This window comes from Streptomyces viridochromogenes DSM 40736 (assembly GCF_000158955.1).
In the GTDB taxonomy this organism is placed as follows: domain Bacteria; phylum Actinomycetota; class Actinomycetes; order Streptomycetales; family Streptomycetaceae; genus Streptomyces; species Streptomyces venetus.
Window position 1 is genome coordinate 4,384,661 of record NZ_GG657757.1, and the last position, 13,466, is coordinate 4,398,126.

A 13,466-nucleotide genomic window follows, 5' to 3' on the forward strand; every position below is an offset into this window, starting at 1 on the left:
GCTTGCTTACTTCTGTACGGGCTTGCTTCTGTACGGGCCTACTTCTCGACGTAGCGCAGGGAGCGCAGCCCGCGCTCCATGTGCCAGTGCAGATACGCGGACACCAGCCCGCTGCCCTCCCGGACGTACCGCGCCTCGCACGCGTCCGCGGTCTCCCAGTCTCCCGTGAGCAGGGCGCCGAGGAGTTCCAGGGCCTGGGGCGAGGGTACGACGCTGCCGGGCACCCGGCAGTCCACGCAGACGGAACCGCCCGACGCGACCGAGAAGAACCGGTTGGGGCTCCCACGCAGCCGGCTACCCGATGCCGCGCCAACCCTCCGGGTCGACTCCGCCGGGCACAGGAGCACCCTCGTCGTACGGCTGACGCGTGAACACGAACGACCCGAGGTCCAGATGGCTCACGGATCCGTCCGGCCGTCGTACGGCCTTCAGGAGCTCGCCGGCGTAGTAGCCCTCCACCCCTGTCCACGTGCCGTCACCGTTCGGGCGGAAGCGGCTGCGCCGACCGCTGCCCGACAGCGGCCCCAGCGAGACGAGCCCGTCGGCCATCAGCCGCAGGGCGAAGACGTGTGTCCCCCAGTACCACTGCCCCGTCAGCTCCAGCAGCGACGGGTCGACATCCGTCGCAGGCTTCCACGGGGCAGGGATGCGCGGTTCCGCCTCGGAGACGATGCGGACCAGATCGGCGGCGACCGGGAACAGCAGTGGCCCGGACGTGCTGTTGGCCAGGGCGACCGCCGCCACGTCGTCCTCGACACTGATCATGAGGCACGCGAGGAAGCCGGGCAGGGAACCGGTGTGGCCGACGAGGGACCGTCCGTTCCGGCGCCGGATCTCCATGCCCAGGCAGTAGGCGTAGCCGCTCGCCACGTCCCCCGCCTCATGGGGAGCGGCCGGCGTCCTCATCTCCCGCAGCGACTCGGTGCTCAGCACCCGCTCGTCGCCGTTGACCAGAAAGGCCGCGAACGTCGCCAAGTCTCCCGTGGTCGACCACAGTTGGCCGGCCGGAGCCATCCGCCCCAGATCCTCGATGGGCTCGGGGAGCATCACATCGGCCCACGGGTGCACCGCCCAGCCTCCGGCATGCGGCATCTGCGGCCGCACGCTCGTGCGGTGCAGACCCAGAGGTTCAAGCACGTCGCGCCGAAGGACCTCCTCCCAGGAGGCACCACGCAACTTCTCGATGAGTGCGCCGAGCAGCGCGTAACCCGGATTCGAATAGTGGAACCGGCGGCCGGGCGGGGACAGCAGGGGCCGCTCGCCCAGCACGTCGTCGAGTTCGGGCCGCAGGGACCCGGGGCTCCGCTCCCACCACGGCCCCGGCGTCTCGGCCGCCAGCCCTCCTGTGTGCGCGAGCAGTTCGGCCACCGTCGCCTGCCCCACGCCGGTGCCCGGCACATGCTTCTCCAGGGGATCACCTAGATCCAGTGCGCCCTCGTCGCGCAGCCGCAGGACCAGAACCGCCGTGAAGGTCTTGGTGATCGAGCCGATCCGGTACTGCACGTTCTCGTCCGGCGCATGCCCCTCCACGGAGGTCCGCGCGCCCGTCCACACCGTCTTCCCGTCCCGCACGACCGCCGCGACGAGCGACGGCGCCCGCCCTTCGGCCTGTGCCACGGCGATCCGGTGCAGCAGCGCCCGACGCGTACCGGGGAGCAGCTCTTCCTGAGATGTCGTCATGGGCCCCAGTCCACCCGGCCCGACAGCTCCGCGTCGAGCACATTCAAAGCGGGCGTCGCGCCGGCGACCTGTGGGTCTCAGCTTCGTGCGATACGGGCTTCGATGCCGTCGAGCAGGAAGTCGAGGCCGATCCGGAAGGTGTGGTCGGCGTCCAGGTGGGCGGCATCGCGCACCACAGTGGCCAGCGCGGGGAATCGGCCGGTGGCGAAGGTCCGCTCCAGATAGGGCCCGAGGGAGGCCTGCCAACGCCTCTCGTCCATCCCGGTGGCCCGCTCGGCACGCCGCTCGGCGATCTCCCGACGCACCGCGCCGATCACGTACGCGTTGACTGCGGCGACCATCGGCATGACGTCGTCCAGGTCCACGTCGCCAAGTGCGGCCACCACGGTCTCTCCACTGGCCAGCGCGTGCGGCCCGAGCTGGGGTCGGCCACCCAGGAGATCGGCGAGCCATTCGTGCTCGTGAGCGGCGTGCCGCGTGGCTTCGGCAAGGGACCGGAGCACCTCCCGCCAGCCGTCTCCGACCGGACGGATCCCGGCATGGGCGGCGTCGACCATCAGGTCGAGCAACTCCTCCTTGCTGGCGATATAGCCGTACAACCGCATCGGGCGGACATCCAGCGCGGTGGCGACCTTGCGCAGCGACACCGCATCCAGGCCGTCCGCGTCAGCCAGCTGGATCGCCGCTTGCACGATCCTGTCCCGGCTCAACGGGGCCGGCACGGGCCGATTCGGTGGCTCCGGCCTCTCCCAGATCAACATGCCCTGACGATACATCGCATCGGGCGATACAGTGTATCGTCCAGTACGGTGTATCGAAGGGGGAGGCAACCATGACCATTGCCATCGTCGGAGCCGGCCTCGGCGGCCTGGCTCTCGCCCGTGTGCTGCACGTGAACGGTGTGGACTCCGTCGTGTACGAACGTGAATCGTCACGCGGCGCGCGCGGTCAGGGCGGCATGCTCGACATCCACTCCGGCCAGCGGGCGCTGCGCGAGGCCGGTCTGATCGACCAGTTCCACGCGATTGCCCGTGGTGCAGGCCAGGACATGCGCCTTCTCGAGCCGGACGGCACCCTGCTCCTCCAGGAGGACACGCCCGACGACGCCCCGCTCGACCGACCCGAGGTCGACCGCGCCGATCTGCGCAACCTGCTGCTGGACTCCCTCCCCGACGACGTGGTGCGCTGGGGGCACGCGTTCACATCCGCCGACAACGGCCTGTTGCACTTCGCCGACGGCAGCAGCGCGACCTACGACCTGCTGGTCGGAGCGGACGGCGCGCAGTCCCGGGTTCGCACGCTGCTCACCGACGCCCGCCCTGCGCATATAGGCCAGAACGTCGTCGAGCTCGGCATTCCCGACATCGACCGCACGCACCCCGACCTCGCGACGATGGTGGGGCGCGGCAACTACTGGGTGCTCGGCGACGGGCTGTCCCTGGCGGCGCAGCGCAACGGCGACGGCCGCGTTCGCATCGGCCTCAGCTTCTACAACACCGCCGAGGACTGGTTCGCCACCAGCGGGATCCCTTTCGACGACCCGGCCGCCGCCCGAGCGCGGCTGATCGACCTGCTCCCCGGCTGGGACTCACGGTTCACCGCGCTGATCGAAGCCTGCGACGACACGGTCGTGCCGCGGCCGATCACCACTCTCCCGGTCGGCCTGACCTGGCCGTCGACGCCAGGCGTCACGCTGCTCGGTGATGCCGCGCACCTGATGCCGCCGGTGGGAGAGGGCGCCAACATGGCGCTGCTCGACGGAGCCCTGCTCGGTCTCGCGCTGGCCGCGCACCCGGACGACTTCCCCGCCGCCGTCCAGGAGTACGAACGCGAGATGTTCGAACGCACCAGCGCTGCCGCCCGGATGTCCGCGGAGATACAGGAACTGCTGACGTCGCCGGACGCCGCCCGGAAAATGCTGGCCTTCTTCCAACCTGACGGAGTCTGAGACAGGGGGGCCGGATCAGGTCTGCGCCATGTCCACGAAGCGTGAGTAGTGACCCTGGAAAGCCACCGTGATCGTCGCCGTCGGGCCGTTTCGGTGCTTGGCCACGATCAGGTCTGCCTCGCCCGCACGCGGCGACTCCTTCTCGTAGGCGTCCTCGCGGTGCAGCAGGATGACCATGTCGGCGTCCTGCTCGATGGAACCCGACTCACGCAGGTCGGAGACCATCGGCTTCTTGTCCGTGCGCTGTTCGGGGCCACGGTTCAGCTGGGAGAGCGCGATGACCGGGATCTCCAGCTCCTTGGCCAGCAGCTTGAGGTTACGGGACATGTCCGAGACCTCCTGCTGACGGCTCTCGGCCCGCTTGGATCCACCGGACTGCATCAGCTGGAGGTAGTCGATGACCACCAGCCTGAGGTCGTTGCGCTGCTTGAGGCGGCGGCACTTGGCGCGGATCTCCATCATCGACAGGTTCGGGGAGTCGTCGATGTAGAGCGGGGCCGCCGAGACGTCCGGCATCCGCCGGGCCAGACGCGTCCAGTCCTCGTCCGTCATCGTGCCGGACCGCATGTGGTGCAGGGCGACACGGGCCTCGGCGGACAGCAGACGCATCGCGATCTCGTTGCGCCCCATCTCGAGCGAGAAGATCACACTCGGCAGGTTGTTCTTGATCGAGCAGGCCCGCGCGAAGTCGAGCGCGAGCGTGGACTTACCCATGGCCGGACGCGCGGCGATGACGATCATCTGGCCCGGGTGCAGGCCGTTGGTGAGCGAGTCGAAGTCCGTGAACCCCGTGGGCACGCCGGTCATCTCACCGCTGCGCGAGCCGATCGCCTCGATCTCGTCGAGCGCGCCCTCCATGATGTCGCCGAGCGGCAGGTAGTCCTCGCTGGTGCGCTGCTCGGTGACCGCGTAGACCTCCGCCTGGGCGCGGTTGACGATCTCGTCGACGTCGTCGTCGGCCGCGTATCCCATCTGCGTGATGCGCGTTCCGGCCTCGACCAGGCGGCGCAGGACGGCTCGCTCGTGGACGATCTCCGCGTAGTAGGCGGCGTTGGCCGCCGTGGGGACCGTCTGGACGAGGGTGTGCAGATACGAGGCCCCGCCGACCTTGTTGATCTCGCCGCGCTTGGTGAGTTCGGCGGCGATCGTGATGGGGTCGGCCGGCTCGCCCTTGGCGTAGACGTCGAGGACGGCCTGGTAGATCGTCTCGTGGGCCGGCTTGTAGAAGTCGTGGCCCTTGAGGATCTCCACGACGTCGGCGATGGCGTCCTTGGACAGGAGCATGCCGCCGAGGACGGACTGCTCGGCATCGATGTCCTGCGGCGGTACCCGCTCGAACGCCGGGCTGCCGCCGTCCCACGTACCGTCGTCCCTGCCGCGCTCGTGCTGCTCGTCGCGGCCACGGGCTCCGTCGCCGCGTCGGCGGGCGGCGGGCAGACGATCACTGGGTCCGCTGTCGGCCCACGGGTCGTCCAAGGGCTCGGAAATGCTCACCGAGCCACCTCCTCCCGTCCGCCGCAGCAGACCTCGCCGTGCCCCTCTTTTCTACGGCACGGCACTGACAAATGAGAGGCCCAACTCCGGTGGATGGGCGCCGGGTTTATGGTGCTTTGGAAGCCGGCGGACGGAGCGGGCGCCGGACCACGTTAGGCCCGTCGGCACCGTCAGCCAATCTGGTTATCCACAGGCCATGTGGACGACGGCCCCAATGCTGTGGAGAACTCCTCGAAACCTGTGCATGAGCCGGTGGACAGTCCTGTGAACAAGCACGCAACCCACGCAAGGAAACCGCTCTGACCTGCTGTTTTGCCGTCCACGGGCTGTGCAGAAGAAAAACTTCCCCACCCGGCCCAAGATCGCTTCGAATGGTGCACAGCAGTACGCACCGCAGCGCGCGAAGTAAGGGCCGCAAAGGCTTTGCATCTCTTACCTGTGGACGATTAGATTGGTGCACATGACACAGGCCCCCGCGCGCCGCCCAGTTGGCCGGAGACAGCACGACCGAGAGATCGTCTCGCTGGCCGTGCCGGCCTTCGGCGCCCTCGTCGCCGAACCCCTCTTCCTCATGGCCGACACCGCCATCGTCGGCCATCTGGGCACGGCTCAGCTCGCCGGTCTCGGCGTCGCCTCGGCCCTACTGATGACTGCCGTCAGCGTCTTCGTCTTCCTCGCCTACGCCACGACGGCGGCGGTGGCCCGTCGTGTCGGTGCGGGCGATCTCCAGGCCGCCATCCGCCAGGGCATGGACGGTATCTGGCTGGCACTGCTCCTCGGAGCCGCCGTCGTCGCCGTCGCCCTGCCTACGGCGCCCGCCCTCGTGGATCTGTTCGGCGCCTCGGAGGCGGCGGCCCCCTACGCGACCACGTATCTGCGCATCTCCGTACTCGGCATACCGGCCATGCTCGTCGTCCTCGCCGCGACCGGCCTGCTGCGCGGTCTCCAGGACACGAAGACTCCGCTCTACGTCGCCGTCGCCGGCTTCGTCGCAAACGGTGCCCTCAACGCAGGGCTCGTCTACGGTGCCGGCCTCGGCATCGCCGGTTCCGCCTGGGGCACCGTCATCGCGCAGTGTGGCATGGCCGCGGTCTACCTCGCGGTGGTGCTGCGCGGTGCGCGCAAGCACGGTGCCTCACTACGCCCGGACGCCGCCGGGATCAGGGCCTCCGCGCAGGCCGGTGTCCCCCTGCTGGTACGCACCCTCTCCCTACGAGCGGTCCTGTTGATCGCCACAGCGGTCGCCGCCCGTCTCGGGGATGCCGACATCGCCGCTCACCAGATCATCTTGTCCCTGTGGAGCCTGCTCGCTTTCGCTCTCGACGCCATCGCCATCGCGGGGCAGGCCATCATCGGGCGCTACCTCGGAGCCGGTGACACACAGGGCGCTCGGGACGCGTGTCGTCGCATGGTGGAGTGGGGTATCGCCGTCGGCGTCGTCCTCGGCGTCCTGGTGGTCCTCACCCGACCGGTGTTCCTCCCGCTGTTCACCAGTGACTCCGCGGTCAAGGACGCGGCGCTGCCCGCCCTTGTGATCGTCGCGCTCTCACAGCCGATCTCCGGCATCGTCTTCGTCCTGGACGGAGTGCTGATGGGAGCCGGTGACGGCCCCTATCTGGCTTGGGCGATGCTGCTCACCCTGGCGGTCTTCACCCCGGTCGCCCTGCTGGTTCCGGTGCTGGGCGGTGGGCTCACCGCCCTGTGGGCCACCATGACGCTGATGATGACGGTGCGGATGCTGACCTTGTGGACCAGGACCCGATCCGGCCGCTGGATCGTGACGGGCGCGACCCGCTGACTGCCCGGCTCGGCCAGACCGTTTCACGTGAAACACCGTGTTTCACGTGAAACACAAACGACGATGGGGCCGCATCCCGAAGGATGCGGCCCCATCGCTCACTGCTTGAGCGAGCGCGACACTCAGGCCGCGACGACCTCGATGCTGACCTTGGCGTCAACCTCGGGGTGCAGACGCACGGACGTCTGGTGGGCGCCCAGCGACTTGATCGGCGTACCGACCTCGATGCGGCGCTTGTCGACCTCGGGGCCACCGGCAGCCTTGATCGCCGAGGCGATGTCGGCCGGGGTAACGGAACCGAAGAGGCGACCGGCGTCGCCGGCGCGGACGGCCAGGCGGACCTTGACGCCCTCGAGCTGGGCCTTCACCTGGTTGGCCTGCTCGATGGTCTGGATCTCGTGGATCTTGCGAGCACGACGGATCTGCTCGACGTCCTTCTCGCCACCCTTGGTCCAGCGGATCGCGAACTTCCGCGGGATGAGGTAGTTGCGAGCGTAACCGTCCTTGACGTCGACGACGTCGCCAGCGGCACCGAGGCCGGAGACCTCGTGGGTAAGGATGATCTTCATGAGTCGGTCACCCTTTCCTTAGCGCGCGGTGGACGTGTAGGGCAGCAGCGCCATCTCACGGCTGTTCTTCACGGCCGTGGCGACGTCACGCTGGTGCTGCGTGCAGTTGCCGGTCACGCGGCGGGCACGGATCTTGCCGCGGTCGGAAATGAACTTCCGCAGCATGTTCGTGTCCTTGTAGTCCACGTACGTGACCTTGTCCTTGCAGAATGCGCAGACCTTCTTCTTCGGCTTGCGCACAGGCGGCTTCGCCATGGTGTATCTCCTGTGTGATCAAGAAGTGTGGGTGCGAACCCGCCCTTAGAAGGGGGGCTCGTCCGAGTAGCCGCCGCCACCGCCGCCGGAGTTTCCACCCCAGCCGCCGCCACCGCCCTGCTGGCCACCGGCGGGAGCGCCGGTCGCCCACGGGTCGTCGGCGGGAGCGCCGCCCTGCTGGCCGCCACCGGGGCCGCCGCCCCAGCCGCCGCCACCCTGGCCACCGCCCTGGCCGCCACCGCCGCCGTAACCACCCTGGCCACCGCGACCAGTGGTCTTGGTGACCTTGGCCGTGGCGTTGCGCAGGCTGGCGCCGACTTCCTCGACGTCCAGCTCGTAGACCGTGCGCTTGACACCCTCACGGTCCTCGTAGGACCGCTGCTTCAGCCGGCCCTGCACGATGACGCGCATGCCTCGCTGGAGCGACTCGGCGACGTTCTCCGCCGCCTGACGCCAGACCGAGCAGGTCAGGAAGAGGCTCTCGCCGTCCTTCCACTCGTTCGTCTGGCGGTCGAAGGTGCGGGGAGTGGACGCGACACGGAACTTCGCGACCGCCGCACCGGAAGGGGTGAAGCGCAGCTCGGGGTCGTCGACAAGATTGCCGACGACCGTGATGACGGTCTCGCCTGCCATGGGGGAACCTCTCGGCGGGTTTGCTGCTGGCTGCTTGTTGCTGCTACTCGAATCCCGGGATCAGCTGAGCGGGAGAGCTCAGTGGGTCTCGGGGCGGAGGACCTTGGTCCGGAGGACCGACTCGTTCAGGTTCATCTGGCGGTCGAGCTCCTTGACGACCGCAGGCTCGGCCTGCAGGTCGATGACCGAGTAGATGCCCTCGGGCTTCTTCTTGATCTCGTACGCGAGACGACGACGGCCCCAGGTGTCGACCTTCTCGACCTTGCCGCCGCCATCACGGACGACGGAAAGGAAGTTCTCGATCAGCGGAGAGACAGCGCGCTCCTCGACATCGGGGTCGAGGATGACCATCACCTCGTAGTGACGCATGTGGAACCCACCTCCTTTGGACTCAGCGGCCACGGTCGTTCCGTGGCAGGAGGGTTGTGATGCGTAGGCAACGGTATCGGCCACCACTGACAGTCGGGGTTCCGTCGAGAACGCCTCTGCCGTGACATGGGGAGACACCGGTGCGACGGTACAGAGTACCCGCACAGCGGCTTGCGGTTGAAATCCGGCCGCGAGGGCAGCCAATCTGTACACATCGGGTGTGTATGGCGCTACAGTGCGCCGACTCTCGCAGGAGGTGCCCTATGGCACAGGCATTGCGACCCAACACCGCCGGCGGCCTCTTCGCCACGGACGGAAAGCCCCACCCCCTCCAGGCCACCTTTCTCGCGGTGACTCTGGTGCTGGGCGTCACGTCGTTCATCTCGGCACTCGTCGACGACGACCTGCACCTGCTCAGCTCCTGGACCGGCCTGGTGGGCATTCTCACCGGGGCATACGGCCAGTGGATCTCGGAGACGACCCGTGAGCGCTTCGGACTGATCCTCGGCCTCGGCGCAGCAGGTGTCGGGTTCTTCCTGGGCATGGCGCACGGCGGCCTGTTCGGCGGTCTCGTCGACTGACGCCAGGGACACCTCACTCCTGAACATCGTGTGACGCCCCGGCCGCCCACGGGCCGGGGCGAAGGTGCCGTACGCCCAACCGGCGCGCTCCCAAGGCGCAGTAGGCTTCGCGCGAGAGCCGGAGCCCCTGACCCCATGGGGACACACCAGCCCGAGGAGCGCCCCGAAATGAGCCTGACCCTGAGGACCATCAGCCGCGAGCAGCATCTGGCCTACATCCAGAGCCTGCCGTCCGCGAGCCACATGCAGGTCCCGGCCTGGGCTGATGTCAAGGCGGAATGGCGTTCCGAGAACCTTGGCTGGTTCGACGACAGGACCGGCGAGATGGTCGGCGCCGGCCTGGTCCTCTACCGGCAGCTGCCCAAGATCAAGCGCTACCTCGCCTACCTGCCCGAGGGCCCGGTCATCAACTGGTTCGCGCCGAATCTGCAGGACTGGATCGAGCCGATGCTGGCGCACCTGAAGCAGCAGGGTGCCTTCTCCGTGAAGATGGGGCCGCCGGTGATCATCCGGCGCTGGGAGGCCTCCTCCATCAAGCAGGGCATCCAGAACCCGGACGTCAAGCGCCTGCGCGACATCGAAGCCGATCACATCGAGCCGCGTGCTTTCGAGGTGGCCGACAAGCTGCGCCGCATGGGGTGGCAGCAGGGCGAGGACGGCGGGGCCGGCTTCGGCGACGTCCAGCCCCGCTATGTCTTCCAGGTGCCGCTGGCCAACCGCTCCCTCGAAGAGGTCCACAAGAACTTCAACCAGCTGTGGCGCCGCAACATCAAGAAAGCCGAGAAGGCCGGTGTCGAGGTCGTCCAGGGCGGCTACCAGGACCTCGAGGAATGGCAGCGGCTGTACGAGATCACGGCGGTGCGCGACCACTTCCGGCCGCGTCCGCTGTCGTACTTCCAGCGCATGTGGACGGCCCTCAACACCGAGGACCCCAACCGCATGCGGCTGTACTTCGCCCGTCACAACGGCGTGAACCTGTCGGCGGCGACCATGCTGATCGTCGGCGGGCACGTCTGGTACTCCTACGGCGCCTCCGACAACATCGGCCGTGAGGTGCGGCCCTCGAACGCGATGCAGTGGCGGATGCTGCGCGACGCCTACGCGCTCGGCGCCACCGCCTACGACCTGCGCGGCATCTCCGACTCGCTGGACGAGACCGACCACCTCTTCGGCCTGATCCAGTTCAAGGTGGGCACGGGCGGCCAGGCCGCCGAGTACCTCGGCGAGTGGGACTTCCCGCTGAACAAGCTGCTGCACAAGGCGCTCGACATCTACATGTCGCGCCGCTGACGTCACGTTCAGTGCTTCCATACCTCTGACACGGCAACCACTGACACACGGCAACCGCTGAATACACCGCAACCACGAGAAAGGTTCCAGGTCCGGCCATGGCGCTCACGCTCTACGTCGACACCGCGCGCTGGCGGGCGCACCACAAGCACGTGCAGGAGCAGTTCCCCGGTCTCGTGCCGGTCTGCAAGGGCAACGGCTACGGCTTCGGGCACGAGCGGCTGGCGGAGGAGGCCACGCGCCTGGGCTCGGACGTCCTCGCCGTCGGCACCACGTACGAGGCCGCCCGGATCAAGGACTGGTTCGGCGGTGACCTGCTGGTGCTGACGCCGTACCGGCGCGGCGAGGAGCCGGTGCCGCTGCCGGACCGGGTCATCCGCTCGGTCTCGTCGATAGACGGTGTGTACGGCCTCGTCGGTGCCCGTGTGGTGATCGAGGTGATGTCCTCGATGAAGCGGCACGGCATCAGCGAGCAGGACCTGCCCCAGCTGCACGCCGCCATCGAGAACGTCCGCCTGGAGGGCTTCGCCATCCACCTGCCGCTGGACCGCACCGACGGCTCGGACGCGGTCGAGGAGGTCATCGGCTGGATGGACCGGCTGCGTGCGGCCCGGCTGCCGCTGCACACCATGTTCGTCAGCCACCTCAAGGCCGAGGAACTCGTCCGGCTCCAGCAGCAGTTCCCGCAGACCCGGTTCCGTGCCCGCATCGGCACACGCCTGTGGCTGGGGGACCACGAGGCCACCGAGTACCGCGGCGCGGTCCTGGACGTCTCGCGCGTCACCAAGGGGGAGCGCTTCGGCTACCGGCAGCAGAAGGCGGCCTCCGACGGCTTCCTGGTGGTCGTGGCGGGCGGTACGTCGCACGGGGTGGGGCTGGAGGCCCCCAAGGCGCTGCACGGCGTCATGCCGCGTGCCAAGGGCGTCGCCCGTGCCGGCCTCGCGACGGTCAACCGGAACCTTTCTCCGTTCGTCTGGGGCGGTAAGCAGCGCTGGTTCGCCGAGCCGCCGCACATGCAGGTGTCGATCCTGTTCGTGCCCTCGGACGCGCCTGAGCCGAAGGTCGGCGAAGAACTGGTGGCCCATCTGCGGCACACCACCACGCAGTTCGACCGCATCATGGACCGCTGAGCGTCACGCGCACAGCACGTCGGCGCGACACAGCGAAAAGGCCGTACACGGTTCTCCGTGTACGGCCTTTCGCGTCCCTTGGACGACCTCTCGGCGTCGTTCGCTCAGAGCGAACGACCTGTCGCGCCCTGCTTGCCCCACTCGACCGGAGGTCCGTCGAACTGGGCGACCTCGTGCCGCCGACGGGCAGCGGGACCGACGACGAAGACGTCCTCGGCGCCGTCGAGCACTCCGCCCGAGGGATCGTCGTCCCCGGACCTGCGCACCGGATCCCGCTCCGGCATGAAGATGTCCCGCACGATCATGACGCAGAGATACAGCGTGCCCAGCAGGTGCAGGCCGATGGCCCAGTGGTAACCGTCGGTGGGCAGTCCCTTGTGGGCGTCTCCACTGGTCGTGTACGCGAGGTACAGCCAGATGCCCAGGAAGTACGCCACCTCGCAGGTCTGCCAGATCAGGAAGTCCCGCCACTTCGGCCGGGCGAGGGCGGCCAGGGGCACCAGCCACAGGACGTACTGCGGCGAGTAGACCTTGTTGGTGAGGATGAACGCCGCGACGATCAGGAAGGCGAGCTGGGCGAACCGCGGGCGCCGCGGGGCGGTCAGCCCGAGCACCGCGACAACCGCGCAGCACGCCAGCATCAGCAGTGTGGCGAGCGTGTTGACGGTGTCGGTGCTGAGCGGGTCGTCCGAGTTCTGGCCCAGGATCAGCCAGAAGGAACCGAAGTCCACGCCCCGCTCCTGGCTGAACGTGTAGAACTTCGACCAGCCCTCGAAGGCGAACAGCATGACCGGCCCGTTCACCACGATCCAGGCGGCGACCGCGCCTCCCAGGGCTGTCCCGAACTCACGCCACTTGCCCGCCCGCCAGCACAGCACGAGCAGCGGCCCGAGGATCAGGAACGGATAGAGCTTGGCAGCCGTGGCGAGCCCCAGCAGAACGCCGAACGCGAGGGAGCGGCCACGCGACCACATCAGCATCGCCGCGGCCGTCAGAGCGACCGCCAGCAGGTCCCAGTTGATGGTCGCGGTCAGCGCGAAGGCAGGCGCGAGGGCGACCAGCAGTCCGTCCCAGGGACGCCGGGCATGGGTACGGGTCACGCAGACGGCGATGACGGCCGCACACGCCATGAGCATCCCGGCATTGACCATCCAGTACCACTGCTCCTGGTCCTGGATGGTGCCGCTGCCGGGCGTGAGCCATGAGGCGACCTCCATGAAGACACCGGTCAGCACCGGATACTCCAGGTACTGCATGTCACCGGGGAGCTTGTCGAAGTACGGCACGAGCCCGTCGGCGAATCCCCGCCCCTGGTAGAGGTGCGGGATGTCCGAGTAGCACGCATGCGTGTACTGCGAGCTGGCACCGAAGAACCAGGCGCCGTTGTAGCAGGGCGCCTTCTGGACCAGTCCGAGGGCGAACATGCCGATCGCCACCAGCGCGATCACCCGCACGGGAGTCCACCAGGACGCCCCGAGGAGGGCACGCCGCCCGAGCGGGCCACCGATCAGCTCGCTGCCGGCCGCGGCGACGCCGTCCTCCTGGGTCGGCCGCACCGGGTCCGGCTCGTGGACGCTCGTCTGCGTCGATTCTGCACTGGCCATGCCGCACATCCTGCCGTACGCGTCTGTCAAAACACCGAGGGCCGCCGCACCAGGTGGTGCGGCGGCCCATGTTTCACGTGAAACATCCTCGCGTTTCACGTGAAACACCCAAGCC

13 protein-coding genes and 1 pseudogene are annotated in these 13,466 nt (G+C 68.4%); 5 read left to right on the top strand and 9 right to left on the bottom strand.

Annotated features, from left to right (window positions below):
• Positions 1–38: 38 nt before the first annotated feature.
• From recO to SSQG_RS19275, 3 genes and pseudogenes are all read right to left on the bottom strand, one after another.
• Positions 39–278 (bottom strand): annotated as a pseudogene (recO, locus tag SSQG_RS19265) (DNA repair protein RecO); the annotation flags it as partial.
• Positions 279–294: 16 nt separating this feature from the next.
• The gene (locus tag SSQG_RS19270; RefSeq protein ID WP_003991479.1) at positions 295–1,680 is read right to left on the bottom strand and encodes a serine hydrolase domain-containing protein; all 1,386 of its coding nucleotides are present in this window, start codon (positions 1,678–1,680) and stop codon (positions 295–297) included.
• A 77-nt stretch (positions 1,681–1,757) separates the two neighbouring features.
• Positions 1,758–2,441, bottom strand: coding sequence for a TetR/AcrR family transcriptional regulator (locus SSQG_RS19275; protein WP_039935198.1), 684 nt, complete (start codon positions 2,439–2,441; stop codon positions 1,758–1,760).
• A gap of 71 nt (positions 2,442–2,512) precedes the next feature.
• On the opposite strand from SSQG_RS19275, the gene SSQG_RS19280 reads away from it, so the two are divergent.
• On the top strand, positions 2,513–3,628 hold the full coding sequence (locus tag SSQG_RS19280; protein ID WP_003991481.1) for an FAD-dependent oxidoreductase: 1,116 nt from the start codon (positions 2,513–2,515) through the stop codon (positions 3,626–3,628).
• 15 nt (positions 3,629–3,643) lie between these two features.
• Here SSQG_RS19280 and dnaB read toward each other — a convergent pair whose 3' ends face one another.
• Positions 3,644–5,122, bottom strand: a complete 1,479-nt coding sequence (dnaB, locus tag SSQG_RS19285) for a replicative DNA helicase (RefSeq protein WP_003991482.1) — start codon at positions 5,120–5,122, stop codon at positions 3,644–3,646.
• A gap of 460 nt (positions 5,123–5,582) precedes the next feature.
• Here dnaB and SSQG_RS19290 point away from each other — a divergent pair, with 460 nt between their 5' ends.
• Positions 5,583–6,920 (top strand): MATE family efflux transporter, encoded by a 1,338-nt coding sequence (locus SSQG_RS19290; protein WP_039933128.1) that lies wholly within the window; start codon positions 5,583–5,585, stop codon positions 6,918–6,920.
• Positions 6,921–7,042: 122 nt separating this feature from the next.
• Here SSQG_RS19290 and rplI read toward each other — a convergent pair whose 3' ends face one another.
• The 4 genes from rplI to rpsF all read right to left on the bottom strand — a co-directional run bounded on the left by rplI (position 7,043) and on the right by rpsF (position 8,746).
• Complete coding sequence (gene rplI / locus SSQG_RS19295; RefSeq protein WP_003991484.1) at positions 7,043–7,489, bottom strand: 50S ribosomal protein L9; 447 nt, start codon at positions 7,487–7,489, stop codon at positions 7,043–7,045.
• An 18-nt stretch (positions 7,490–7,507) separates the two neighbouring features.
• Positions 7,508–7,744 carry a 30S ribosomal protein S18 gene (rpsR, locus tag SSQG_RS19300; RefSeq protein WP_003949403.1) on the bottom strand — a complete coding sequence of 79 codons (237 nt, stop codon included), beginning with the start codon at positions 7,742–7,744 and terminating at the stop codon, positions 7,508–7,510.
• Positions 7,745–7,789: 45 nt separating this feature from the next.
• A complete protein-coding gene (locus SSQG_RS19305) occupies positions 7,790–8,377 on the bottom strand; it encodes a single-stranded DNA-binding protein (RefSeq protein ID WP_003991485.1) in 588 nt (195 codons plus the stop codon).
• 78 nt (positions 8,378–8,455) lie between these two features.
• On the bottom strand, positions 8,456–8,746 hold the full coding sequence (gene rpsF / locus SSQG_RS19310) for a 30S ribosomal protein S6 (protein WP_003991486.1): 291 nt from the start codon (positions 8,744–8,746) through the stop codon (positions 8,456–8,458).
• A gap of 263 nt (positions 8,747–9,009) precedes the next feature.
• On the opposite strand from rpsF, the gene SSQG_RS19315 reads away from it, so the two are divergent.
• The 3 genes from SSQG_RS19315 (at position 9,010) to SSQG_RS19325 (ending at position 11,747) form a co-directional block, all read left to right on the top strand.
• Entirely contained in the window at positions 9,010–9,327 is a 318-nt protein-coding gene (locus SSQG_RS19315) for a hypothetical protein (RefSeq protein ID WP_003991487.1), read from the top strand.
• 168 nt (positions 9,328–9,495) lie between these two features.
• Positions 9,496–10,617: a peptidoglycan bridge formation glycyltransferase FemX gene (gene femX, locus SSQG_RS19320; protein ID WP_003991488.1), complete on the top strand. Its 1,122-nt coding sequence runs from the start codon at positions 9,496–9,498 to the stop codon at positions 10,615–10,617.
• A gap of 98 nt (positions 10,618–10,715) precedes the next feature.
• Positions 10,716–11,747, top strand: coding sequence for an alanine racemase (locus SSQG_RS19325; RefSeq protein WP_003991489.1), 1,032 nt, complete (start codon positions 10,716–10,718; stop codon positions 11,745–11,747).
• A 104-nt stretch (positions 11,748–11,851) separates the two neighbouring features.
• Here the strand turns inward: SSQG_RS19325 and SSQG_RS19330 are convergent, their stop codons facing one another.
• Positions 11,852–13,360: a glycosyltransferase family 87 protein gene (locus SSQG_RS19330; protein WP_003991490.1), complete on the bottom strand. Its 1,509-nt coding sequence runs from the start codon at positions 13,358–13,360 to the stop codon at positions 11,852–11,854.
• Positions 13,361–13,466 lie beyond the last annotated feature (106 nt).